We start from the raw sequence: 23,166 nt of genomic DNA, 5'->3' as shown, positions 1-23,166 counted from the left end.
AGCGACGAATACTAACACGGTATTTACCTATTTTTAAAGTGAATTTTATGAACGACATAAACTTCGAAAAATTAAGTGATTGGAAAATAAAAAAGGAGTGGATCTTTTATGAAAGTCTTGAAAAATAAACTCGTACTGATATCGCCCATTATTGCATTCTTGGTCATCTTTATTTTTTCACTTACACTGTTTCCATCGGTTCAAGTCCAACCGAAGAACTTGCCCATTGCTATTGTCAATGAAGACCAAGGAGTTGAAATTCCAAATCAACCTAAAATGAATATGGGGCAAACGATCGTAGATATGATGCAGAACACCTCTTCGTCAGCATCCGGCGAGGAACCGGCTGTAAAATGGGTTGAAGTAAAAAGTGCCGAAGAAGTACAAAACGGCTTAGATAACGAGGAATATTACGCGGCGCTTGTCATTCCTAAAGATTTTAGTGCAAAGCAAGCATCTTTGAGCAGTCCAACACCTGAATCGCCTGAAGTTGAAGTCTTTATTAATCAAGGGATGAATACTGCGGCTTCCACGATGGCTGGACAAATCCTGAATGGAGTCATTGATAACATGAACAACAATGTTCGTGCCCAGATCCTTGAAAGATTTAATAGCCAGAATGCAACGCTGACGGCGGAGCAGGCTTCTAGCTTAGTAACTCCTATTACTAAGAAGGTTACTGATGTCAATGAAATTGGTACGAATAGCGCAAGTGGCACTGCCCCTGTATCCTTGTTCCAACCGCTTTGGATGGCATGTATGGCGAGCGCAGCTGTTCTCTTTTTTGCCGTCAGCAAGACGAGAACAAACAACCTAAAAGAGAACCTTGCAGCGAAGTTAATACAGAGCTCCAGAAATGATGTCCCCTTTCTATCGGGACTGGGTGCACCCTTGGTTGCCAATGCGTTTTATGGTAGACGGTCTTCGAGAACTGTTCTACTTCGGTGAAGGATTGAGCTGGAATAATGCTGTATCCTCGCTTACTTGGATTGGCTTAGTGAGCACAATTATAATCTTTGTCTCTGTTTTGAAACCTCGAAAAGTACAAAAACAGCAAAAACTTGAAGGCTAATAATAATATCGAGTTCATAGAGATAACATGGGGGAAAACAAATGTATTTGTTTGTAATCAATAAAAAATCGGGAAATGGCCACGGTTACCGTAGCTGGATCAAAATCAAGGACGTTTCCAGCAGCAGAACATTGTCATCCTGAGCCGGGCTGAAGTACTTCCGGCAATCGTTGTGATCCCTAGCTTTCCAGCCGAGTTTGGCCCACCTAAGCCATCCAAGTCAAACATACTTTCACAGGCTCCTGCGAGTTTCTCCCTAAGGAACTTCCCGCTACTTATTGATACGGTTCTCCGCATTGTCTGTAACGTCAAGTTAACACAAAAAAAGGCTGCCTTAAGTGTCATGTTGAATGACATTGAGGCAGCCTCCACTTTCTTAACTTATCATTTATGGTTTTGGCATACCGTGATCACGTTGAAATCATCATCACGCATATTGAAGAAAGATACAAACTCATTTCGGATAATTCCACCATAAATGACTTGGAATCCCAGACTTTCTATGAGAGCAGCCGCTTCGTCGATATCGTCAGCGGGCACGAAGCAAAGCGGCGGAGCTTTGTCTGGGATCGGAACATTGTCCATTCCATTGGAATCAATCATGATGTCCGTTCCATTCGGCAAATGCAGGACATGAATGTGACCGAAACGCTCGTGTTGCTCGCTTGAAAGGTTAAGTAGCCTGCTGTACTGCTCTGCCGACTTATCAAGATTTCTGGACCATAGGATTACAGAACTGATCTGACTCCGAATGGGATTCTTACCTTCTACAGATCTAATCAATGTGGCCTTCCTCCTTGTTTTGAGCTTAAGAGACTATCTTTTTTAGTGCAATCCAGGTTTGAATCTTTCTGCAACTGCGTCGGTACGCAAGTGTATTCCCTGCTTCGAGCCAATAATTTTTGCGGTATGAACACTATGAAGGAATGGGCATAGAAAAAAACTTAAACCTCCCTTTAGCTTAATAAAGGTATCCTAGTAAATCTATCTTTCCATTTTCCCATTTTATATTGCCCACTTCTTTAATCATAAGTTCATTAATTTTTTCATGTCCTATTCCGTAAGTTGTTTGATTTTCATCGTCTATTTTTAGCCATTTACACTCATTATTTACAGACTTAAATCCTGCATTTAAATACAATTTTTTGTTATCTGCAAACAAGAGTAAAAAATCAACTGGCTTCCCTTCACAGAAATCATCTATTTCAGAGAGTAGTAATGAACCTATTCCCTGTGAACGCTTCATTTTTGATACACATAAGTCGATTATGCCAAGAACTCTTATTGGTTTCCCATTTAAATTCATTACTCTATAATCCAAGCCGACTTGACCAACAAGTTGATTTTTATCATCAATTGCTACGAACCTAAAATGAGGTAATTGCTTAAAATAAATCCTATCTTTTGGATATTCTTCTGTAAAACACTCTACTAATAACTGCTGTAACTTAGTTCTCAATTGACCAATAATTTCATATTCAAAAATTTTTTCGATTTTCAATTCAGTTGCTCCTTATTATCAGGGTTACTGATGTAAAATTCCTCTCCCACCTATGCTCGATGCTGCATACACCCTTAGGATCTTTGTTCATACAGCTTAACGATTTCGATGATGCTGTTCACAGCCTGCACCATGTTGTCAGCTGAAACATACTCGAACCGCCCGTGGTAATTTTCCCCGCCTGTGAATATATTCGGTGTTGGCAACCCCATGTAGGATAGTTGGGAGCCATCCGTACCGCCGCGAATCGGCTGAATAATCGGCACGATTCCGAGGTTTTCTAGTGCTTGTCTAGCGATGTCCACTACTTCCATTACAGGCTCAATCTTCTCCCTCATGTTGAAGTATTCGTCTTTGATTTCGAGCTCAATTCGCTTATCTCCGTATTTTTTCTGTAATTCTTCTACGATACGAGCCAGCTGGGACTTTCTCTCCTTAAACCGATTACTATCGTGATCCCGGATCAAATAACGAAGCTGTGTTTGCTCGACGTCACCCTGAATGGACGACAGATGATAGAAGCCTTCATAACCTTCCGTCTTCTCAGGAGTTTCATCAGCCGGCAGCCTTCCATGCAGCTCCATGGCTATTTTAGCAGCGTTAACCATTTTTCCTTTGGCCGTGCCGGGGTGAACGTTCTTCCCTTTGCAAGTAATGATGGCTGATGCAGCGTTAAAGCTCTCGTACTCGATCCCGCCAAGAGGACCGCCATCCATCGTATAGGCATATACTGCGTCGAAGGCGGACACATCAAACTTATTTGGACCTCTGCCGATTTCTTCGTCAGGGGTGAAAGCCACTCTTACTTTCCCGTGTTTCAGTTCTGGATGTCGAATCAGATAAGCCATAGCAGTCATGATTTCGGCAATACCGGCTTTATCGTCAGCGCCAAGTAATGTGGTACCGTCTGTCGTTATTAACGTGTGGCCTTTGTAGCCAGCCAGCTCAGCAAAATCGCGCGGCGAAAGGACAATATTCAGTGATTCATTCAAGACAATGTCTTGTCCGTTATAATTTTCTATGATTTGCGGCTTCACGCCAGCGCCAGTAAAATCGGTGGCCGTATCCATATGAGCAAGAAAACCGATTGTTGGAATCTCTTTGTCTGTATTGGCCGGAAGGGATGCCATTACATAACCGTTCGAATCCATCGTAACTTCCTGCATACCTATGGCTCTAAGGTCGTCTATGAGCATTTGGGCCAGCACTAGCTGCCCTGGTGTTGAGGGGCAAGTTTCGCTGCCCTCATCGGACTGTGTATCAACTTGTGCGTAAGAGATGAATCTATTCATGATCTCTGTTTTCATAGTCTTATCTCAACTCCAATACATTGGGTGGGGGATTGTCCTCTTCGCATTTTGGCTATGTAGACGATTTGTCCTGTATGACCGGGTAAATGTCTAAATTGATGCAAAAACATTTCAAGGATAGTAGCGTGGTTGTTAACTCCACTGTTTTTTAGTGGTGGTAGATTCAAATAAGGTTGTTCTTGTAACATATCAGGGTTCTCTTTCACCTTTTTCAAAGCCTCAATAATACAGTCAAAAGACTTGGTGATAAGTTCCAGCGCTTGCTCTTTTGATAACTGGAGACCACATTCAAATTCCTTTTCTCGGTCTCTTGTGTCTGGAACATTAAAGAATACGGTTTCAATTCGTTGATGAACCGTTCCCCATATGTGTGCAACTAAATTGGCAATGCTGTTGCTCCCAGATGTGGGTGCCCATACAATATCTTCCTCTGATAATTGTTGGATGACTTGTAGCATGCCTTGCTTTTCTGAATAATATTTCTTCAAGAGAAAGTCAATTAGTAATGATATGCTATTCACCCTACACACCTCCTATAAGCAGTTCTTAAATTTGATTAGTGCTCCAAATTTCTATAAAGTTCCCATCTAGGTCATTTAACTATTTCTGTAGGGACTTTTATAGAAATAGGAAGCTTTAAGAATTTGTGCAAGTAAACGTCCACAGCCAACATGTACGCTCTCGAAAAGCTTCTATAGAAAAGTATACTACCTCTTCTCCACGCGAAATAAGCTCTTGCACAACTCCAATAGTTGGATTGATATGTCCCTCTGATCCACCATTAATAAATAAAACACGCGCTATTTCTATCACTCCATAGGTAAAGTTTATCATAGTACAATACTTGAAAATCTCAAAACTGTGATTAATCACTGTGTAACTTCAGTCTAATTACGGATTGCTTAAAGAAAAATGAACTTAAACTTATTGTATAAAGAGACTGCCGGTAAACTTCTCCGACAGTCTTTCTCTTTCAAGTAGTATGCTCCTCTTCCTATTCGCTGGACAATTCCTTGAGCGATTTGATTTTACCATGGGGATGCTGTTCTTGCTTTCGTGACTTCCAGGCAGCTTCTTTCCTTCTCTTCTGGTGAGCCATAACAGATATCCTCCTCTGGAAATTGAGATGTATACTACTTCCTTATGTTGTCTTTCCTGGGTTCTGTTCATTCATGAAATTAATTCGATGAGTTTTTGGTATAGCTGAGGGTGAGCACTGTCCCTCTTTTACAGTTCCAAATCTGCTGGTTCACACCGGAAAGAAGCTTATCCCTTTTCCAGAATATAATCATCATGCGTGCCAACAGCATTGTTCAATATCTGCAAAGGCTGCCCTTTCAGATAATGATTGAAGAAATCAAGCGTAAAATCGTTGACGAGCCGATGTGTCCCGCGCGCGTTCACTCCCTGCGCCCACTCTATAATTGGAGAGATCAAAAAGAAATCGGAGAAACTCATATGAAGCGTGTTGTGTAGCTTCAGCCAGTAATTCCCGCCAACCTTTACCGGCACATACCGAGCATTTAACTCTTTATTGTATCGTTCAATATTGCTGTGGGTCGTGTCCAAGGCGGCTTGCTGATCGTCACTTGTGGCGCTGGAGCCCGCCAACTCGTCCTTCTCGTCCGCACTGATCATCAGGAACGGCTTGTTTATGCCAGCCGCCGGAATGCGGCGTTCACCGTACAAGGCCCCGTCCATATTGATGCCTGCCCGAACCCGCGGATCACTTAGCAGCATCTGTACCGTAGTCGCCCCGCCGAACGAGTGTCCGAACATGCCAAGCCGCTTCATGTCCATTCGTCCCGTAAATCGCCGATCCGGGTCAGCGACAGCGAGCTGTTCAAGTTGATCCAGCACAAACCGCACATCGTTCACCCAAACCTCATTCGTCCTGTCCGATTTTTCAAGTGGCTCTATCTCCGATTCTGTATTTTTCACCGAATCGTACAACGCAACCCGCCCATCTGGAAATATCGAAGCCATACTGTCGTAAGTATGATTGATTCCCGCCACAATATAACCATGGCTCACCAACTGCTCGACCTGGAACATGTTCTGGCCCTCGAATCCGCCAGACCCGTGTGAAAAAATAATTACCGGATACGCCGCTTCCGCATCGGACAGCACCGCGTGTTCAATCGCATGCGTACGGGCTTGTCCAAGGCTCGTCAAAAACAACTGCGGCAGACCAGACTCCTGCTGAAATGCCTCGGTATACACTTTGGAATCGGGCACATACGGCGCTCGGGTTCCCTTAGCGTCCTTGCTGGACGGATACCAGATCTGTACTTTCAGTTCCCGCTTGGCCCCGGCTGCCGCCAAAGTGGACGTTTCTTTGCGGGTGTTGTCAATCCAGTGATAAGCGACCGTGCCAATCCCATACGGACCTGCCGGTTCATCGAATTTAAACACCGGGAACAGCAACGGCGCAGCAACGGTTACCGTCCCGTAGAAAAAGGCAGATAACAACGCTGCAATTCTGCGTACGCCGCGCCTTTGAATGTCCCCTTGGCCGGCTCGGGCGCGCCGCCGAAAGTCCAACACCAGCGCCCATAAAGGAGCCAGCGTCAGTGCATAAGCGGGGATCAGGGGCCAGCGCCATCCCTCAACCCAGCCCTGTACAACGAGAAGAACTGCCGAGACGGCCAATCCCCCCCACAATAACTGTCGCGGCTTTTGTTTCCCAACAACCAGCCACAGCAACATAGCCACATTAAACGTCACCAGAACAACTTCCATGATTCTCATCTGATGATGACCTCCTCGAATACTGTCCGCCGAACAAGCAGTTCGGCAATATGTTACAACAGCGTATAACCTCCAAAGCGAGAATAAGTAGCCTCCGATGGAATGGAGTATTCTCCTTTCATCTCAATGTTTTGCTTGGCCGCTAACATTTTTGAGGTTTTGGGGAGGTGCTCCTTTTTGTTTTCTACGACGAGTCAAGCCACTACGTTTGTGTAGACTTATATTGGATTGCAGCAATTATAGGCATAATTAATAATGCGACTAAGATACCTAATATAGGTGCAAATTTTAATGTTTGAGCGGTATAAATAACATAGATAAAAGGTGCCAATAAAATAGTTGTTACAATAGTCCAGCTAGCTATTACTATATAACGATAATTAGAAAGCATAACTTGTGGTTTTTCTAGCGCTACAATTATTAAAAATACCCCTAGTAAAGCAGGAAGTACAAATAAATAACTGATTCCTTTAAATGTTAAGCTTGTAGTAATCGCTAATGTTATCCAAATCAATTGTATGCTAATAATAAAATGAATAGCGCTAATATGTTTACTAATCCAACGACTAATAAAGGCACTTAAAACTACCGTAATAAGCATAATAAGTAGGAAGGCTGCATAATCATAGTTGCCTAAAACGATTAAACCCTCATCATCAATAACACCATCAAATACTATAGCTAGTATTTTTACTAAACCATAAAGTATTGCAGCAACTCCTATAAAGCTTGCCAGCATACTACCAAATGTTAGAGCTAATGTTTTAACTTTAATTACCTTTTTACGGATAAGTGTAATTGTCGCAATGCTCGTTAAACCAATTAGCAATGTCATTAACGGTAAAACCACTTCGTCTGAATATACAACTAAGACATTTTTCATTAGAGGGAAGTAAATGGCATCCCCTTGATTTTTCTCGAACTCTTCAAACTCTGTTGTTGAAAGCATAGCATATTTTTCAGCTAATGGTATGGCATAAGCACCAAAGTGACGAATAGTATTTCTATCACTATTTTCAAATGTATCTATATTAGCGTGATATGTTTCAACACCACCCATATTAGCAATATTATAGCCTAGCTTCGGTATGTCCTTTATTTCTGTAAAATCTGTGTAGTTTGGCATCTTTTTATACATTTCAGAAGCAAATGAATAAGCTACCGGATGAGATACCGTATGACTAAATTCTTTTACCAATTGTGCATTATGATTTGTAGTTTCAAATAAAATGGGCACTCCTGTATTACCACGCGCCTCAAAATTAATGATCATACGTGTCTTATCAAAAATATCTTTGCGATCTTTTAATGCTGTTGCCCCTAGTACACCTTCTTCTTCACCATCAGTAAAAACAAAATACAATGTATTTTCAGGGGGGGTTAACTGACTCATAATACGAGCAGTTTCCATTAATGTTACAACACCGTAACCATCATCACCTGCACCTGGTGTTTCAGGTGTGGAATCATAATGGGCAAGGAATAATACCGCGTTATGATCTGGAGATGTACCTTCAATCTTTACAATAATATTTTCGAGATATTCAGCATCTGTAGTAAGCTCTTCCTCCTCATCACGAACATCTTCTATAGCCTTCGTTTGTATTTCTACAGGTAGATTTAATGACTCAAAATATTTCACAATATAGTCTTTAACTTTTTTATTAGCTTCTGAACCTACTGGATGTGGTTCTTTAGCTATTACTTCTAAATGCTGCATTGCACGTTCTACCGAAAACTTCTCGTCATTAAAATGGCTGCTCTCATTTGGGTTTGAAAATTGAGTAACACTTACGGCTATTGTTATTAGTATCAAAATACTTGTAAATAATATTATTTTCCATTGTTTACGCATAAAGTCTTCACTCCTTTGAAATGAACCGAATAGTCTAAAAATCTCGTAAAAAAGGCTTGAAAATTGTGTAAAGCTTTTAAACAACGTCAACAATGCAAGTGCACTCGCAAAAATAAGTAACTTTCCCTTTTCCTTTGGTCCTCTCCTTTTCATAAAACTTAAAAACAGTTGGTACACAAAATAATAAAAACTAACCGATTGGTCAGTTTTTATTTTACCCAAAACTGACCAATCGGTCAACAATTTTGTATTGTGCTGTAGTAACTGAAGAAAATGTGACAAACCATTCTAGGAGGAACGGTAATTGGACCTCTGTCAAGAAAGTGGACACCAAATAACGTTGCTAAAGCGATGCTTTTGTAATACGCTGCTTCAAACCGGTCTAGGGATAAATAGACGAGTGAACTGTGGATTCGCTTCCGGTTGTAAAAGAGCTTGATGTACTCAAAGACCGTGCTCGTTCATGATTTTATCTACTAGTCACTCAGATACGCTCCATCCTTCGCGGCGTAGAAGCTGTGTAATCTTCGGGCTGCCGTATCGCTTGTGGGAGTCCAGGAAGAGCCGGGTGATGCGCGCCAGCAACGTTTTACGACGGCGTTGGTAGCTATCTTCATTATTCTTTTCTTGCGCCCATTTGTAATACCCGCTTTTGGACATTCCGAGGACTCTGCACATCTTCTCCATTTGAGCGGCTCGGCTCTTACTCTCCTTGTTATTCAACAACAAATCGAGGGCGCTGAATTATTAAAAGTGAATACTAACGCAATCGTATTCGGGCAAATGAAGAACAACCGAGGAATCAGACGTTTTCTGCTCCGAGGCTTGCCGAAAGTAAGCCTTGAGGTCGGGTGGCTTTCGCTTGCCCATAATTCACAGCCCCTTCGCTCTTAATGGATAGCGCGTGATGATGCATATATAGGCTAACATTGATATAATTTCATAAGAAGCTAATTCATTTATCTTTGTTCTTTTGCACAACAATTCTTAAATCAGAACTGTGTGTCGATAGATACTTATACTTTAGAGAAGTGATTATGAAGGAGATACAGCTATGTATGAGATGACGCATAATCAAGCCCAAACAATTGTTGATAGAATGATGAAGGATATTCCATATAATATTAATATTATGGATCGAACAGGCAAGATCATCGGGAGTGGAAATAAAGGAAGGATTGGTACGCTACATCATGGTGCTTTGAAAGCCATAAAACAAAGGAAAATTGTGGGAATTAACGAGGATGAAGAGTTCGTGAAGAAGGGCATTAACTTACCGATCGAATTGAATGGAAATATTGTCGGAGTGGTAGGAATCAGCGGCGAAGTAAAGGAAACGAGACCCTTCGGAAATATTTTAAAATCAGCTGTTATTTTGTTAATCAACCAAAGCATCGCATTGGAAAAGGAGACTTTGAAGAATAACTTAAAGCAAGAATTTTTCAGCTTAATTATAAATTCGGACACCACTTATACAAATGAATTAATGAATAAGGCATTGACCTATGGCATTCAGTTAACAAAACCCTCTCAAATCTTATATGTGGTGTCTCCTAATGAGATTGCTGAGGATATCACTAAAAGCTTATCCTCCTTTAAAATGTCCAAATATTCGCTTTGCTTAGTCATTCAGGAAGAAGATAAGATTGAAGCCCTACAACAAACAATTAGAAATCAGCATCCCGATGCTTTCATTTCAATCAGTAAAATGAATGACACGATCTCAGAAGGTCTTTGGCAAGCTAAATCAGCTATGCGTGTATTGAAGGGTATTTATGCCAACGAAAAAACCATCTTCTATTCAAAATGTGAGTTCATCGCCGATATGTCAAAACTGCAACAGAATGATACAAAGGCAGAGCGCCTGGCCCATTTACTCGAAAAAAATGATGAATTGATAACAACACTTCAGATTTATCTCAACTGTAACCTAAACGCCAATGAAACCGCCAATAGGCTCATGATCCACAGGAATACATTGAACTATAGATTAAACAAGATATATACGATTACAGGCAAAGATCCCAAAAATATTTTGGAGCTCGTGGAACTCATTTTTATGCTGATTAATCGGATCAAATAAAGAGGATGTCCCCTATGAGACTTCCGGGACATCCTCCTTGATTCTTATTTTAACAATCTAGCAATGCTTTCAGATGTACGGGCAACATTTACCTTACCTCTCGCCAGTAAGGTATCAATATCTGCTGCTCCGGGAACAATCCCAAAGATGGCATCAAATCCTTCATCGTATAAGGTTTCAACATCCATGCCCACATAGCCTGCCAAGGCAATCACTTTCATATCGCTGTTAACACTTTTTGCTGCCTGGGCAACTCCGAAAGGTGCTTTACCGAATTTCGTCTGAAAATCTATGCCCCCTTCTCCTGTAAAGCAGTAATCCACATTTTTCAGCTTTTCTTTTAATCCTGTATATTCAATAACAATTTCTATTCCCTTTTTCATGGTAGAGTTGGTGAAAGCGATCAATCCACCGCCAAGGCCACCTGCACCACCTGCACCAGCTACATCCAAAATTTCAACTCCAAGCTGCTGTTTTACAATATTACCGTAATGCCTTAAATTATCATCCAATATTTTAACCATTTCAGGAGTGGCACCCTTTTGCGGACCAAATACAACAGATGCGCCCCGCTCCCCGCATAATGGATTGGTTACATCCGATGCAACCAAAATTTTAATATTTTTTAATTGCGGATGCACATCAGTAGTATCTATCTTATCTAACGCACCCAGATATCTGCCGCCAAGCTGCAGCTCATTCCCGTCTTTATCCAGGAATTTATACCCCAGTGCTTTTGCCATTCCAGTGCCCCCATCATTCGTAGCGCTTCCGCCAATGCCTAGAATGATATCCGTAATGCCCTTTTCAATACATTCCTTAATTAATTCACCGGTTCCTAAGGTAGTCGTAATTAAAGGATTTTTTGTTTCCTTCGTAACGTGATGAATTCCACTGGCCGATGCCATTTCAATCACACCCGTTTTGCCGTCTCCCAAAATTCCATAATGGGCGAGAACTGGTGTACCAAGAGGCCCTGTCACTTCTTTGTGTATCAAGGTACCGCCCGTTGCATCTACCAATGATTGGACAGTGCCTTCACCTCCATCAGCCATAGGTACGTGAATGCACTCCGCATCTGGAATAGCTCTCTTTATGCCGATTTCCATTGCATTGCATACTTCTTTTGCCGTCATGCTTTCTTTAAACGAATCAGGAGCCAACATGAATATTTTCCCCATGAGTTATTTATCCTCCACTCTTTCTATAAGATAAATCCGAAAAGAACTACTGCTACGATAGTCATTGTTAGACCGACCATACTTTCATACAGGACAACCTTCATTCTATCCTTCATGCTCATGCCCATAGCATCACGTGTAACGTGGAAGTAGGTTCCATGTGGCAAGTGGTCGATTACAGTAGCACCGGCATGGGTCATAACTGCAGCCGATAGAGGTGCAACACCTGTATTTATAATCGCACTTGAGAATGAACCCGTAGCCAAAATGACACCTGTTGAAGTGGATGCTGTTGCTGCTCCCATTAATACGCCTGCTATTGGTGCAAGGAATACTCCTGAAATGCCTGAAGCTTCTACAAGAGCTACAACTTCTGCAGGCAGGGTTGACGCAGTAATCAATCCGCCAATGGCACCTGCACCTATAATGATCAAAATAGTTGGTGTCATTCGATTTAATCCGGCCGTACAATAATTGATTATTTCTTTTGACTTACCTAACGCCAAGGAGCCAACGACACCGGCAAATGGCAGGATAAACAAGGAGTCAATTTTTAGTGCTGCGAGGAAATCAACGCCTAACATCGAGCCAATCGGGCTAATCATCAAAAGAATAATAGCGATAACCGGAGCTACTAGAGCTTTAGATAAAGGTGGCAGATCCGAGGAGCTGGTCTTTTCCAACTCGGCGGCTTCAAGATCCGTTACTTTAGTACCTTTATACTTAATGAATGATGCGATAAGAACCGCAACTACTACCCCGAAGAGAGCAGGGACTAATCCGCCGATCATCACCTGGTTAACATCGAGTTCGAATCCGCCTGCGGCTGCAATGGTATTCGGGTTTGGAGAAATAATATTACCCGCTTTACCACCGCCCGATAACGCCACTAGCAAGGCAATCTTGGAATATCCCATTTTATGGCCAACAGCCAACGCGATGGGTGCAACAATCAATACGGCTACAGGAATGAATACCCCTACCGCTGTGATAACCATGGTAGCGAGTGCAAGCGATAGCATAGCTTTCGCTCCACCGAGTTTATCAACAATAGCTTTTGCAATGGTTCCCGCTGCTCCAGATTCCATCATAACGCCAGCAAAAACACCCGCAGCGATAATCCGAATAACTGTACCTTGAACACTTTGTGTTCCGGAAATCAAAATTTTGATGACCTCTGAAAAATCAGCCCCACCAATAAAACCGCCAATAATTGCTCCCAGAATCAATGCATAAGTTGGTGCCAGTCTAAACAAGATTAAAATGATTGCAAGCGCGAGACCGGCTAAAGCGCCAATCCAACTAATTTCCAATGCTGCTTCCATCTGAAATCCTCCTCTAGGTGATCTAGCTTGAATACGTTTTCATGATACTTGCATTATATTTGCATCATTAACTTTTAACAATTGATATTCCAATGAATATTTTTGTGCATATGCACAAAATAATGCAAGTTTAATAGGGTCTCAAATGTGAACCCTAGATACAGCAAGTAATAGGTTTAAGTTATCCTAAAATTAATGATTTGAATCAGAGGAGGTTTAATATAAATATTGTGTGACAACATGTCAAAAAGGCCCCCAACCAATTTCTCAGTTGAGAGCCCTCTATCAATACAATATTCCATTTACTTTCGAGTGGTAGATACTTTCCCGAATTCGGGGGACACGTGACGTAAGTGTTCCTACACGTGTGTTCACTTGATGAGGGTACGATCCATTTCGATAACTATGCATTTTACCATTAAGGTGAACGTAATGACGATCCGACAAACTGAAATTTAGTTTGTTGTCACATATCCAGCCTTTTTCTAATTTCGTTGTTTTTAATAGGGTAAATTCTTTCTATTGGTAAATTTTTAGAGTTTAGTTTTCCCTGCTTTCGCTGTACATTCCATTTCTTCACAAGCGGTGTCAAATCCTCAATGCTGTAAATTCCATCGGTTAGAAATTCTTTTAAAGTGGTTCCTTTTAGACCGATTTGAATTGCTGCACGATTTATGGAATTGCCATTCACATTTCTATCGGGATCCCATTGGCAATAAACTGTTGTTTCCTCAAATGCTTTTTCCCATTGAGTTGAACCTTTGTAAATCATTGAGTCTGGTGAAGTTAGCACCGCTTGCCTCAACAATTCATTAAATTTTTCCATATATACATCCAAAGCCAAAATACATTCCTGATTTTTCTTTGTTCCCCAATTAGACCGATACATCATCCACAAAAAGGAAGGTTTTATCCATGTCATGCGATTGAGATTAAAGTTTTCGCCAAAAGTCTGTAAGGCGACTGCTTCTTTTGCAATTACTGGATTATAAGCCTGATAAACCCGAATACATTGTCTATCGTATTGTGCAAATACCTCTTTTATATATTCCATGTTGTCTCCCTAAATTCCGATTTGTCGTGATACGGTTCAGCTTAACGGGTCTATCGGTGAAAATCCGCCGCGGCGTTTAACCGCCAACCTTCTTCTTAATAAGTATTCGGGTAGAGCTGAAGTGAAGTATAGATTTTGGGAAGCAGACAGGGTTTCTGATTTGAATCATTTGCTTGTAGGTGGTCGATTCGAAGTCACAATTATTTTATAATCATTATGTAGAACAATTATTTTAGGGTGAAAAATTTATGAAGAGTCAATTAAGAAATATTATCATTGATAGTCAGGCATTTGTTTATTGGTATTCGGGTGGGAAAAGTTTCACATTAAATATTTCTCCAAAGGAAAACAAAAATATCAAAATCACACTTATTTTCGAATCACATCCACCAGATGAAGATCCTCTTACATTCTGGGCTTTTTACAATATTACAGCACAAAAAAATGATTTAGAAACAACAATACACCTAGGCAAGCCAAAACATATAGCTGAGATTATTTCATATCTAATGAAACAAAGAAAAGAATTATTTACAAAAGGACAGCCTCATATTTTAAATAATGCATGGGATTTATTAATGGATATGGGATATTCAAATTTTAATCCAGTTTGGGTTGGCGAATGGTAGTACATCGTCATGAACGATGGTTTTTTAGCTTAACGGGTCTATCGGTGAAAATGAGATGAGAGTTCCGTGCGGTACCTTCAAGTTGAATCTTCATTAATCCAAAATATACGGATGGCCTGTAAACAAGTTGTTGCATGTGTTTAACACCGTATTTCTGTTCCTTTCGACGAATTGATACCAATCAAGTCCTTGTGATCATACCTAATCTCATTTTTATTTCACGCGGATTTTAGACGGCTAACCATGGAAATGAATTCGTCAATTGCTTGTCGCCGCGCTGCTTCGTCTTTGTTTTCAGCATTATCACTTCGAAATAAATTTGCTGCATCAACTATTCCTTTATGCTTCAGATTTTCAACAGCTTGGTTTCAGCTCAATCTATTCTTATTCCTATGTTACCGAATTGCTCTCCCTACTGCATTCGTTGAAAGGCTTGAACCGTGTCCTGTAAAGGATACATACTATTAATAATAGGACGGATCGAATGGAGTTCCATAAATTGAAGCATAGCCTCAAACTCTTCGCTGCTTCCCATTGACGTGCCGATGATACTGATTTGGGGAAAGAATATGTCTCGGATCGGGATCTCAATTTGTGCTAAAAATCCACTTCGAATATCTTTCGGTTGGCTTCTTGCCGTAAGGAGCAAAACAGGGAGCCCCGTGAGTGTAAACCGCTCACGAATCATTCGTGTCAGCTCGTAACCTGACATCTGTGGCATCATAATATCAGAGATGACTAGATCCCCGCCGAGCTGCCCATTTATCGCCGGGGACGCTGGCTCGGCCGCGCTCGGCGGGCAAGGCGGACCATATCGCCAGCATGATCGCGTAATAGCTTTTTCCTCTGATAAATATGTTTTAGATTGAACCAACTAATATAAATAAGTGCAGTCTAAAACTTGAAAATAAAGTCTCAGAGGACTGCACTTCAGTCAACTTCAGCACCAAAGCGGGCTTATGCCTGCTAGTTTAAATTTTAATAATTGCTAACATATCATCACCGTCTTCGTCCATACCAACTTCAACGAAACCAAAGCTGGAGTAAAAGCTTTTCGCTACAGGATTATTCGGGTTGTAACAAATTTCGATCTCTTCTAATCCAACTGTCCGCTTAATTTCATCAAGGGCCAGTAGCATTGCTTTGCGCCCAATACCTTTGTTTTGATGGTGCTGATCCACCATAAATCGCCAAATCGATATTCTTTGCTCTGTCTCAGGCACCCACATGAAAAATCCGACAGGCTTGCCGTCTAAGTAAATTGCGCGTGTTTGGTATGTGGGGTTGAATTTTGACTCAACGAGTGACCACGTATTATCTGCGACATAATCATATTGATTATCAGCTACAGATAGATCACAGACCTCTTCATAATTGTCCTTATCCACATCAGTAAGGGTTATATTCATGAGGAAACTCCTTTTGAATTCGTCAGTTAATACTATGGATTGACTATCTTCATATTAACCTCTCTCACTTGGCGAGAAGAATTGCATTAACAGATGTTTTGAATCCATTTTTAATATAAAATTTTTCTGATGGGAATCCCTTGGAAGTAGTTAACACGATAGTATTTATATCCTGCTTTTTAATGTCAGATTCGATAAGCTCTAGAAACTTGCTGCCTACTCCTTGTCCTTGGAATTTTTCACTTACACAAAATTGATCAATGAAATATTCCATTCCTTTTAAACATGGCTTTTTTGCGCCTAGGCTCAATCCAACAAGTTCATCGCCTATTTTTAGAACGTAACCAATAAAATAATTGTTTTTCATGTAATGCTCAAAAAAATCTACAACCTGTTTTCTTGACTCATAGACATCATTCCAAGGTTCTTTTGAGAAAGTGTCCATGAATAAATCAACACAATCATTAAGCATGTCATAATTCAACAATTTTAGATCAGGCTTTAATCCCATATATATCTCTCCATCAAATAGAACGTTTATTAGTTTCCTTACACATGAGCAATAAATGAATAACGCATTGGCAACAGCTGTATTGTCTTGTAAAGGAATACGTGAGCTTCCTACATCATAATTGCTTATTTTTAGTCGGACTCTCAGTCTATGGAGTCGGGAGAAATCACATCCCATTTGCCAAACAATGTCAAACCCGCCGCTTTTGCCAGCAACGTAGATGCATGGTTATCGAGCTGACATCGGTACTGGGGTTCGTATCCCTGATCATAGGCATACTTGCAAATGGAACGAACCACTTTGCGGGCATGACCCTTTCCTCTAAATGGCGTCAGCGTCAGTACGCCGAGATCCGCAATTTGCGCATTGTCCTCCCAGGGATACATGCTGGCGACACTGACCAGGCGGTTTTGCTCAAAAGAGCCGAACACCGCCCAATGATCCAACTCCACATATGCGTCATCCAAATCCTGTTCCGAGGCCGAGGACTCGAACTCAGAGAAAACCGCATCATCGTGCTCAGTTAACTGGCGCAAGTCACCTTGCATGTTTTCTTGCAGCAATACATTCTTTTCGGTTTCTGAAAAATAAAAAACATAATCTGCGCCATGCAGAAAGACTCCCGCTTCTTTTAATTTCCGGCGAAAGATCTCCTCAGACAGGTCTTGTCGTTGATAAAGGCCTACCTTATCGGCCATCGCAGGCGTCAGGACCGCCATAATCCGGCCGTCGGTGGTTTCCAGCACCATGACCCGACTGTCTTCGTCCAGGTCTGGGTTGATGGCGACAGTAAAGACTTCATCGCTATAGAGGACGTCTCCGTTCAAAAATTGCTCCCGCCAATAGTCAGTTATCGTTTGTGAAAATAAAGGCATATTTTTCACTTTACTTTTCATTAAGTTCACTTCCTTATTCTACGTTATGTAGCAGAGTATAACTCTGCGGCACCAATGAATGGTTAAACCATTTTATAAAGCTTCACACAGTGTGAACCTCAAGACTTTTCGTATGTCCTTCCAAACCATAAAAAATGAAAATTTTATGGCAATACACTTTCATACGGGCTACTCTCCTTCCATGTCGTTAGATAGAGGAAAGGAGATCCGGCGTAAAGCTTTCAGTCCCTCGGCCGGAAGCAGGGCATCCGGAAAGACGAAAAAAACGGGCGCCGAGCGGAACTCATTTCCGTGTGGCAAGCGAACATTTCGCGAGAACGACAGGCAGCAGATGTCCTTGTTTGTGTAGAGTGAGGGGCGGTTGACAGTTTCATCGGTCACAATTTGCATCACTCCGGCGCGGCCGTCAAAGCCGAAACCGTAGTCTTTTGTTTCGCGCACGCTGAGTTCGTCCTTGCCAATGGCGTAACGCAGCATTTTGCCGTCAGGCGCGAAAGTTCGCAGCCAGCTGCTCGCCTCGCGAGACTCGCTGGACGATCCTAATTCGTCAAAGCGAAGGAACAGCTCGCTAAGTACCGTTTTTTCCAAATAAGCTCCTGTGTGTTGACGGATATCGGTCATATAGGCGAGTACCGGCGCTCCAGGGAGCAGTAGGTAGTAACTGTCCACGATCGTTCCTTTGAAGATGTCGTGCTGTTGAATGGACTGGCGGATCCGGATGCCTGACCAGACGTTGCCTTTGTCGTCGGCAACACGGACGAAGCTGACGGAATGTTTTTCCTTGCGAACAGACGTCGGGCTCATATCGTCAAACTGATCGGTTAAACCGCCGATCCACGGATTCCACCAGGACCTGATCCCGTATTCCGGAAATCCGGAGGCGAGCCATTCCTGGCCTTGCACCGCAAGCGACCGGAGAGCGGGATAATAATTCGGCGCGGCGGAGATCCGAATCATCCCGTTGTCGGCTTCATACACCGGGTATTCTGCTTCCGTGTATGTGGTACAGCGGACGGGAGCGGACGACACCGGGAACAAGGCGCTATAGTACGTCTCTTGCTGCGAGCCAAGCCGTGCATCTAATTGAATGACGCTGCAAGGGGACGACGGGGACGGTAAAGCAAAAGAGGCTTCTGAGGCTTCTTCATCCGCAGACAACACCCTATGGGCTGCCGGACGAGTTTCGCCTGCATAAGAGACGGACAACTCGCCTTCCCATACATTCTGTTTGACATCATGCAGCAGAGCCGTCACTTCTTTCACATAAGACGGTACGAACGGGTTTCCTTCATTAGCCGTCAACTCCATATGGCGTACCGGCGGCGGGAGCGTTTCCAACCCAGGTAGTTTCGAGGCAAACGCCCGGAATTCGTTCCAATCATCAAAACCGCCTATGGACATGAAAATCGTTTCCGAAGCTTTCGTTTCTCCCGGTTCCAACGATCCGATGACACTTTCCAGCTCCAAAAACCATTCATCGAAACGCATTCGATGGCTGCCGGACCAACAGATGCCGTACGCGGTTTGGCCGCTGCGGGCAAAGAGCCACGGTTCGCTCACCTTGGCATCGTCCCAATATTCGTGACCGTTCCCGTGGGAATCGGTCAATTCGACGATGCGGCCGCCGTAAGGCAGTACCAGCCGGTATAAGTCCGAGCAGATACGCTGGGAGATCCAGATCTCGCGGGCGACTGGCGCCCCGGAACTGTTCTCCAGCTCATGCCACAGCTTCATCGTTCCGTCGGCGTAGAGCAAGGTGCAGAGATGCAGTAGAAGTTGGGGAAAAGCGTCCGACCGATACGTATGGCGGAATCCGATCGCGCCGCGCTCTTCGCAGATTTCGACCCGCAGCGGCTTCTTGCGTGTAAATTCACTCGAATACGGTTTGCCGATGGACGGCGGTAACAGCAGAATTTCTTCGTCTTTCCGGCTCACGATCCGAAACGACATCTCGTTATGATCCTTGTCGCAATGGAGACTGTACCCGCCGTTCCAGGCCATCCAGCCGCTATCCGTTTCTCCTGCAACCATCGCGCCGGGCCCGCCGAAAGCGCCGCCGACGGTAGAGGTAAACAGCACCTCGGGCCCATTGTCCGGAACGGCCCGAATCTGCGGCCGAGCATGGTAGAAGCCGTAATCCAGCAAGCGGTAAGGAACGGCCAGCGAGACCCGCTCTTTCGCTTGCAGCCTCGTTTCGAAGGTTTGCTGTTCGAGAGCAAGCCAGGCGGTACCAGGCAGGGTGAAGGAAAACGCGGCCGGCTGCGCAAAATGATTTTGTATATCCAGATACAACGTATAATTGCCGCCCATGGCATGTCTGACTGCGGGAATGCTCATTTTGACGCTGGCCGGAAACTTCGGTACGATGCCGACCTTCAGCAGCGCTTCAGAACCATTAATACGAACCCGGGTCTGTACAGCCGGGCAAGTACGCCATTCGCTCTGCGGCTCCTCGATCGCTCCGACGAAAAAGCTCGCAGAGATCTGATGTTCACCTTCCACCAGCAGTTCGTCCTGCCAATCGAAAGCAATGTTGCGGTCCGATTCGCCCTGGAGCTCGATTTTGAGCGGCGCGCCCGATTTGTTGACAATGCGGTACTTGACTTTATATTCGTTGCCAAATACCGGTTCGGCTTGCTCAGCCGTGGCCGATAGCAAAAAATCTTCCGTCTCGATGAGGCAGATGCCGCGGCTTCTGCGTTCAATATCGACGCGCAGCGATCGGCCGTTGTCGTTGGCCCAGGCATAAGTGTACGTCTCGAAGCCGTTCTCCTTCTGCCCGTCCGGTTTGATTTCGATTGTCCGCATCAGATCGGCATACCAGTCGAATTCCCGGAAATAAGGAGCGAGCGCTTCACAGGCGGCCACCTGGGGGATGAAATTCATAAAATGCACCGCATCTTCGCGGTCTTCCCAGAAGAACCCACATCGCTTGTACAGAGGCACGGCCTTCATATTCGCTTCCCAGGTATACAGGTCGACGCGTGGCCAGCCCAGACGAATCGTTTCTTCGACCGCCCACAGCACGAGCCGTTTGCCAATCTTATGGCCGTGAAAATCCGGCCGAACGTTCAACAGCTGAATATACAGCGCGCCGGTATCCTCGCGATATTCGCTCAGGTTGCAGTATCCGACGACCTCTTGATTGCAGGTGGCAAGAAACACCGCGATGGCATCCGAGTTTTCTTCGCTTTGGCGGACTTGTTCGGCTGAACGGACGGTAGACCCTCCACCCCATTCGTCGTTGCTACGGTTCCACATTTCAGCTACACTTTCCGCATAATCGGGATGATAAGGCACAATATCTACAAGCGTCATGTTTTCACCTAATTTCGCCCCTTGAGGCTTTATGTAATAAGCTTATTTCATTGCTATTATAAATTTCGATCCCGGCTCACCGGCAAATACGATCGTTCCATTCTTGGGCAGAGTCACTTTGTTGTTGCCGCTGACAAGGCTATAGTTGACGCATAATCCTTGCTCGTTATATACCGCGAAAGCACCATTCGTTGGCAGCTTGACCGTCATCGTGTTGCCTGCCGCCGCTGCCGGGATAGTATACCATTTAGCATCCCCGTTCGCTGACACCGTGGCCTTGGACTGATTTCCTGCATAGATCGGTTTTACGTTCGCCTCGCTCACAAGTGAGTACCCGTTTACGTTCAAATATTCGATGTCGTCTTTCATGTAGAAGCGGGCTTCCGTTGTATCCCGGCCTGCTATTCCTGGGATTTGGATCTGACTCGTCGCCGTATTCGGACCTGTAATTTTTCGGTCCTCCCAATAACCCGGCATGCTGTCGGCGAGGCTAATTTCGATTGCCGGCTGCCCAAAGAAATACTCTTCGGAGCTGAATTTCTGGTTCACGACATAGAACTTAGCGCCTTCCCGTTTTGCCCAAGCTTCGGCGGTCTCCTTCGGCAGCACGTTGTCTTCCAGCTTCTCGGCCGCATACTCTGACGTTGCTAGCTGCCCCAATCCCGGCAACGTCTCATAGGCTCTCTTCCACAAATACGTGCGTCCGTTTTTCTCGGTAACGAAGCTGATCTTGGAGGTTCCTTTCTCGTTGATAAAGCTTCCATCCGAAGTATATATATACTTCGTCTCCGGGTCGTTTGCCATGGACAGTTCCCCGTCCTTGGTCATCTCTATCCGGAACTGCGTTTCACTGCTGGCATAATAGCCTGCTTGCTTCACTACATCATTGGGCATCTTGGCCTTAACCGGCTTGCCGAATGATTTATCCGGCTTGACGTTCTTGATTTCGCCCTTTTCATTGAGCGCCAGCAGCAGCATTTCGCTTGCCAGCAGTTGATTCGTGCTACTGCTACCGCCGGATGTTAACACAGCAGCTGCCATCTTTTTCTCAGGAAGCACGACGAGAGAAGCAGAATACTCAGAGATGTCCCCGCCCTTGGCCAAGCCCTTTATTCCGTAATCATTGAACGGGTATAACTTCACACTGTCCCAGCCGAGTCCGTAATTGTTACTATCATCTACATCTTCCGGCCAGATGCCTTTCTTGTATTCCTCCTGTTCCATCGCCCGTACCGACTTATCAGAAAGGATGTTGTTTGCCTGTCCCATAAATATTTGCGAGAATCGCACCATATCTTCTGCCGTGGAATTAATCCCTCCTTCGGCGATCACATTAACAAAAATATCTGGAAGCTGTGCTTGGTAATCCGGGACATAGAACCCGGCAAGCTCGCCGCTTTTCAATGAATCCTGCGGTGTCTTCGTATGATTCATCTGCAACGGCTTCGTGAAATATTGATGGAAAAATTCAGTAAAGCTCATGCCACTGACCCGTTCAACTAAAATCTCGGCAAGCGTAAAACCGCTATTGCAATACACCGAGAATGCTCCAGGGTCTGCCTTCAAGGTCTGGTCGGACAAGGTTTTCAAAAAGGTATCATGGGCATAGGTGTCATTATCCTCGAACAAGGAGTCGCCCGTAGATCCAGTACCGCGCAGACCGGAGGAGTGGTTCAACAACATTCGCGGAGTAATGCGCTTATACCGTTCGTCCTTCATCTTGAAATCGGTTATATACTGGACGACGGGAGTGTCCAGATCGATTTTCCCTTCGTCTACCAATTTCATGACGGCCGCGGCCCCAATTACTTTGCTGACCGAACCGATACCGTATAATGTATCTTTGGTCAGCGGCTTATCGTTCCTGCCCGTCTGGCCAGACACAGTGATTTTTCCATTATCAATCAGCGCATACTGAACGCTAATTGTTTCGGTGGATTTGAGTAGCAACTCAGCCTTCTCGGCAGCGGTCTTCCCCAATCCTTGGTTATCCGCAACCACAGGGGTGGCGCTGGAAGCCATTGCTCCGGTTGGTGCAATCATAGTCAACGCAAGTGTAGCAGATAACACCCAAAAAAGTCTTTTTTTCATGATAATATCCTCCATATAAACTCAAAATGGTACGTGACAAAAGGTGAATTTCAAAAAACTTAAAAACAATTGGTACACAAAATTAAAAATAACCGATCGGTCAGATATATTTTACTCAAAACTGACCGATCGGTCAACGATTTTGTTTTATGTTATAATAACTGAAGAAAATGTGACAAT

The 23,166-nt window shown here is 43.8% G+C and carries 18 protein-coding genes and 6 pseudogenes; 4 read left to right on the top strand and 20 right to left on the bottom strand.

The window, feature by feature from the left end; genetic code table 11:
- Positions 1 to 108 precede the first annotated feature (108 nt).
- Positions 109 to 1,072, top strand: a pseudogene (locus AC2TF5_RS14065) (YhgE/Pip domain-containing protein).
- A gap of 384 nt (positions 1,073 to 1,456) precedes the next feature.
- On the opposite strand, the gene AC2TF5_RS14060 reads toward AC2TF5_RS14065, so the two are convergent.
- From AC2TF5_RS14060 to AC2TF5_RS14020, 9 genes and pseudogenes are all read right to left on the bottom strand, one after another.
- The gene (locus AC2TF5_RS14060) at positions 1,457 to 1,855 is read right to left on the bottom strand and encodes a VOC family protein (RefSeq protein ID WP_491302733.1); all 399 of its coding nucleotides are present in this window, start codon (positions 1,853 to 1,855) and stop codon (positions 1,457 to 1,459) included.
- 178 nt (positions 1,856 to 2,033) lie between these two features.
- Entirely contained in the window at positions 2,034 to 2,573 is a 540-nt protein-coding gene (locus AC2TF5_RS14055; protein ID WP_491302732.1) for a GNAT family N-acetyltransferase, read from the bottom strand.
- 74 nt (positions 2,574 to 2,647) lie between these two features.
- Positions 2,648 to 3,880, bottom strand: coding sequence for a peptidase T (gene pepT / locus AC2TF5_RS14050; protein WP_491302731.1), 1,233 nt, complete (start codon positions 3,878 to 3,880; stop codon positions 2,648 to 2,650).
- Positions 3,877 to 4,404: a DUF1572 family protein gene (locus AC2TF5_RS14045; RefSeq protein ID WP_491302730.1), complete on the bottom strand. Its 528-nt coding sequence runs from the start codon at positions 4,402 to 4,404 to the stop codon at positions 3,877 to 3,879. Before AC2TF5_RS14045 ends, pepT begins: the two co-directional genes overlap by 4 nt.
- A gap of 154 nt (positions 4,405 to 4,558) precedes the next feature.
- Positions 4,559 to 4,687, bottom strand: a pseudogene (locus AC2TF5_RS14040) (macrolide family glycosyltransferase); the annotation flags it as partial.
- Positions 4,688 to 4,877: 190 nt separating this feature from the next.
- A complete protein-coding gene (locus tag AC2TF5_RS14035; RefSeq protein WP_015735743.1) occupies positions 4,878 to 4,982 on the bottom strand; it encodes a DUF6254 family protein in 105 nt (34 codons plus the stop codon).
- A 167-nt stretch (positions 4,983 to 5,149) separates the two neighbouring features.
- A complete protein-coding gene (locus AC2TF5_RS14030) occupies positions 5,150 to 6,634 on the bottom strand; it encodes an alpha/beta hydrolase family protein (protein ID WP_491302729.1) in 1,485 nt (494 codons plus the stop codon).
- A 202-nt stretch (positions 6,635 to 6,836) separates the two neighbouring features.
- Complete coding sequence (locus AC2TF5_RS14025) at positions 6,837 to 8,489, bottom strand: M28 family peptidase (RefSeq protein WP_491302728.1); 1,653 nt, start codon at positions 8,487 to 8,489, stop codon at positions 6,837 to 6,839.
- A gap of 480 nt (positions 8,490 to 8,969) precedes the next feature.
- Complete coding sequence (locus AC2TF5_RS14020; protein ID WP_491302886.1) at positions 8,970 to 9,149, bottom strand: IS3 family transposase; 180 nt, start codon at positions 9,147 to 9,149, stop codon at positions 8,970 to 8,972.
- A 111-nt stretch (positions 9,150 to 9,260) separates the two neighbouring features.
- Here AC2TF5_RS14020 and AC2TF5_RS14015 point away from each other — a divergent pair.
- Both AC2TF5_RS14015 and AC2TF5_RS14010 read left to right on the top strand, forming a co-directional pair.
- Positions 9,261 to 9,383, top strand: a pseudogene (locus tag AC2TF5_RS14015) (transposase); the annotation flags it as partial.
- Positions 9,384 to 9,543: 160 nt separating this feature from the next.
- Positions 9,544 to 10,572 carry a CdaR family transcriptional regulator gene (locus AC2TF5_RS14010; RefSeq protein WP_491302727.1) on the top strand — a complete coding sequence of 343 codons (1,029 nt, stop codon included), beginning with the start codon at positions 9,544 to 9,546 and terminating at the stop codon, positions 10,570 to 10,572.
- A 44-nt stretch (positions 10,573 to 10,616) separates the two neighbouring features.
- Here the strand turns inward: AC2TF5_RS14010 and AC2TF5_RS14005 are convergent, their stop codons facing one another.
- From AC2TF5_RS14005 to AC2TF5_RS13990, 4 genes and pseudogenes are all read right to left on the bottom strand, one after another.
- Positions 10,617 to 11,753 carry a glycerate kinase family protein gene (locus AC2TF5_RS14005; protein WP_491302726.1) on the bottom strand — a complete coding sequence of 379 codons (1,137 nt, stop codon included), beginning with the start codon at positions 11,751 to 11,753 and terminating at the stop codon, positions 10,617 to 10,619.
- A gap of 23 nt (positions 11,754 to 11,776) precedes the next feature.
- Positions 11,777 to 13,078 (bottom strand): GntP family permease, encoded by a 1,302-nt coding sequence (locus AC2TF5_RS14000; RefSeq protein WP_491302725.1) that lies wholly within the window; start codon positions 13,076 to 13,078, stop codon positions 11,777 to 11,779.
- Positions 13,079 to 13,405: 327 nt separating this feature from the next.
- A pseudogene (locus tag AC2TF5_RS13995) lies at positions 13,406 to 13,483 on the bottom strand (hypothetical protein); the annotation flags it as partial.
- 61 nt (positions 13,484 to 13,544) lie between these two features.
- Positions 13,545 to 14,132 (bottom strand): DUF4291 domain-containing protein, encoded by a 588-nt coding sequence (locus tag AC2TF5_RS13990; protein WP_491302724.1) that lies wholly within the window; start codon positions 14,130 to 14,132, stop codon positions 13,545 to 13,547.
- Between the two features lie 248 nt (positions 14,133 to 14,380).
- Here AC2TF5_RS13990 and AC2TF5_RS13985 point away from each other — a divergent pair, with 248 nt between their 5' ends.
- Complete coding sequence (locus AC2TF5_RS13985) at positions 14,381 to 14,761, top strand: hypothetical protein (RefSeq protein WP_491302723.1); 381 nt, start codon at positions 14,381 to 14,383, stop codon at positions 14,759 to 14,761.
- Positions 14,762 to 15,173: 412 nt separating this feature from the next.
- Here AC2TF5_RS13985 and AC2TF5_RS13980 read toward each other — a convergent pair.
- From AC2TF5_RS13980 to AC2TF5_RS13950, 7 genes and pseudogenes are all read right to left on the bottom strand, one after another.
- A pseudogene (locus AC2TF5_RS13980) lies at positions 15,174 to 15,353 on the bottom strand (NAD(P)-dependent alcohol dehydrogenase); the annotation flags it as partial.
- Between the two features lie 3 nt (positions 15,354 to 15,356).
- A pseudogene (locus AC2TF5_RS13975) lies at positions 15,357 to 15,506 on the bottom strand (response regulator); the annotation flags it as partial.
- A gap of 226 nt (positions 15,507 to 15,732) precedes the next feature.
- Complete coding sequence (locus AC2TF5_RS13970) at positions 15,733 to 16,170, bottom strand: GNAT family N-acetyltransferase (protein WP_491302722.1); 438 nt, start codon at positions 16,168 to 16,170, stop codon at positions 15,733 to 15,735.
- A gap of 64 nt (positions 16,171 to 16,234) precedes the next feature.
- Positions 16,235 to 16,681, bottom strand: a complete 447-nt coding sequence (locus AC2TF5_RS13965) for a GNAT family N-acetyltransferase (RefSeq protein WP_491302721.1) — start codon at positions 16,679 to 16,681, stop codon at positions 16,235 to 16,237.
- A 143-nt stretch (positions 16,682 to 16,824) separates the two neighbouring features.
- On the bottom strand, positions 16,825 to 17,577 hold the full coding sequence (locus tag AC2TF5_RS13960; protein WP_491302720.1) for a GNAT family N-acetyltransferase: 753 nt from the start codon (positions 17,575 to 17,577) through the stop codon (positions 16,825 to 16,827).
- Positions 17,578 to 17,745: 168 nt separating this feature from the next.
- Complete coding sequence (locus AC2TF5_RS13955; protein ID WP_491302719.1) at positions 17,746 to 20,895, bottom strand: GNAT family N-acetyltransferase; 3,150 nt, start codon at positions 20,893 to 20,895, stop codon at positions 17,746 to 17,748.
- A 42-nt stretch (positions 20,896 to 20,937) separates the two neighbouring features.
- Positions 20,938 to 22,986, bottom strand: a complete 2,049-nt coding sequence (locus tag AC2TF5_RS13950) for a serine hydrolase domain-containing protein (RefSeq protein ID WP_491302718.1) — start codon at positions 22,984 to 22,986, stop codon at positions 20,938 to 20,940.
- Positions 22,987 to 23,166 lie beyond the last annotated feature (180 nt).

Source organism: Paenibacillus sp. JNUCC 34, from assembly GCF_058269055.1.
This window is presented reverse-complemented; position numbering and strand designations above follow the sequence as displayed.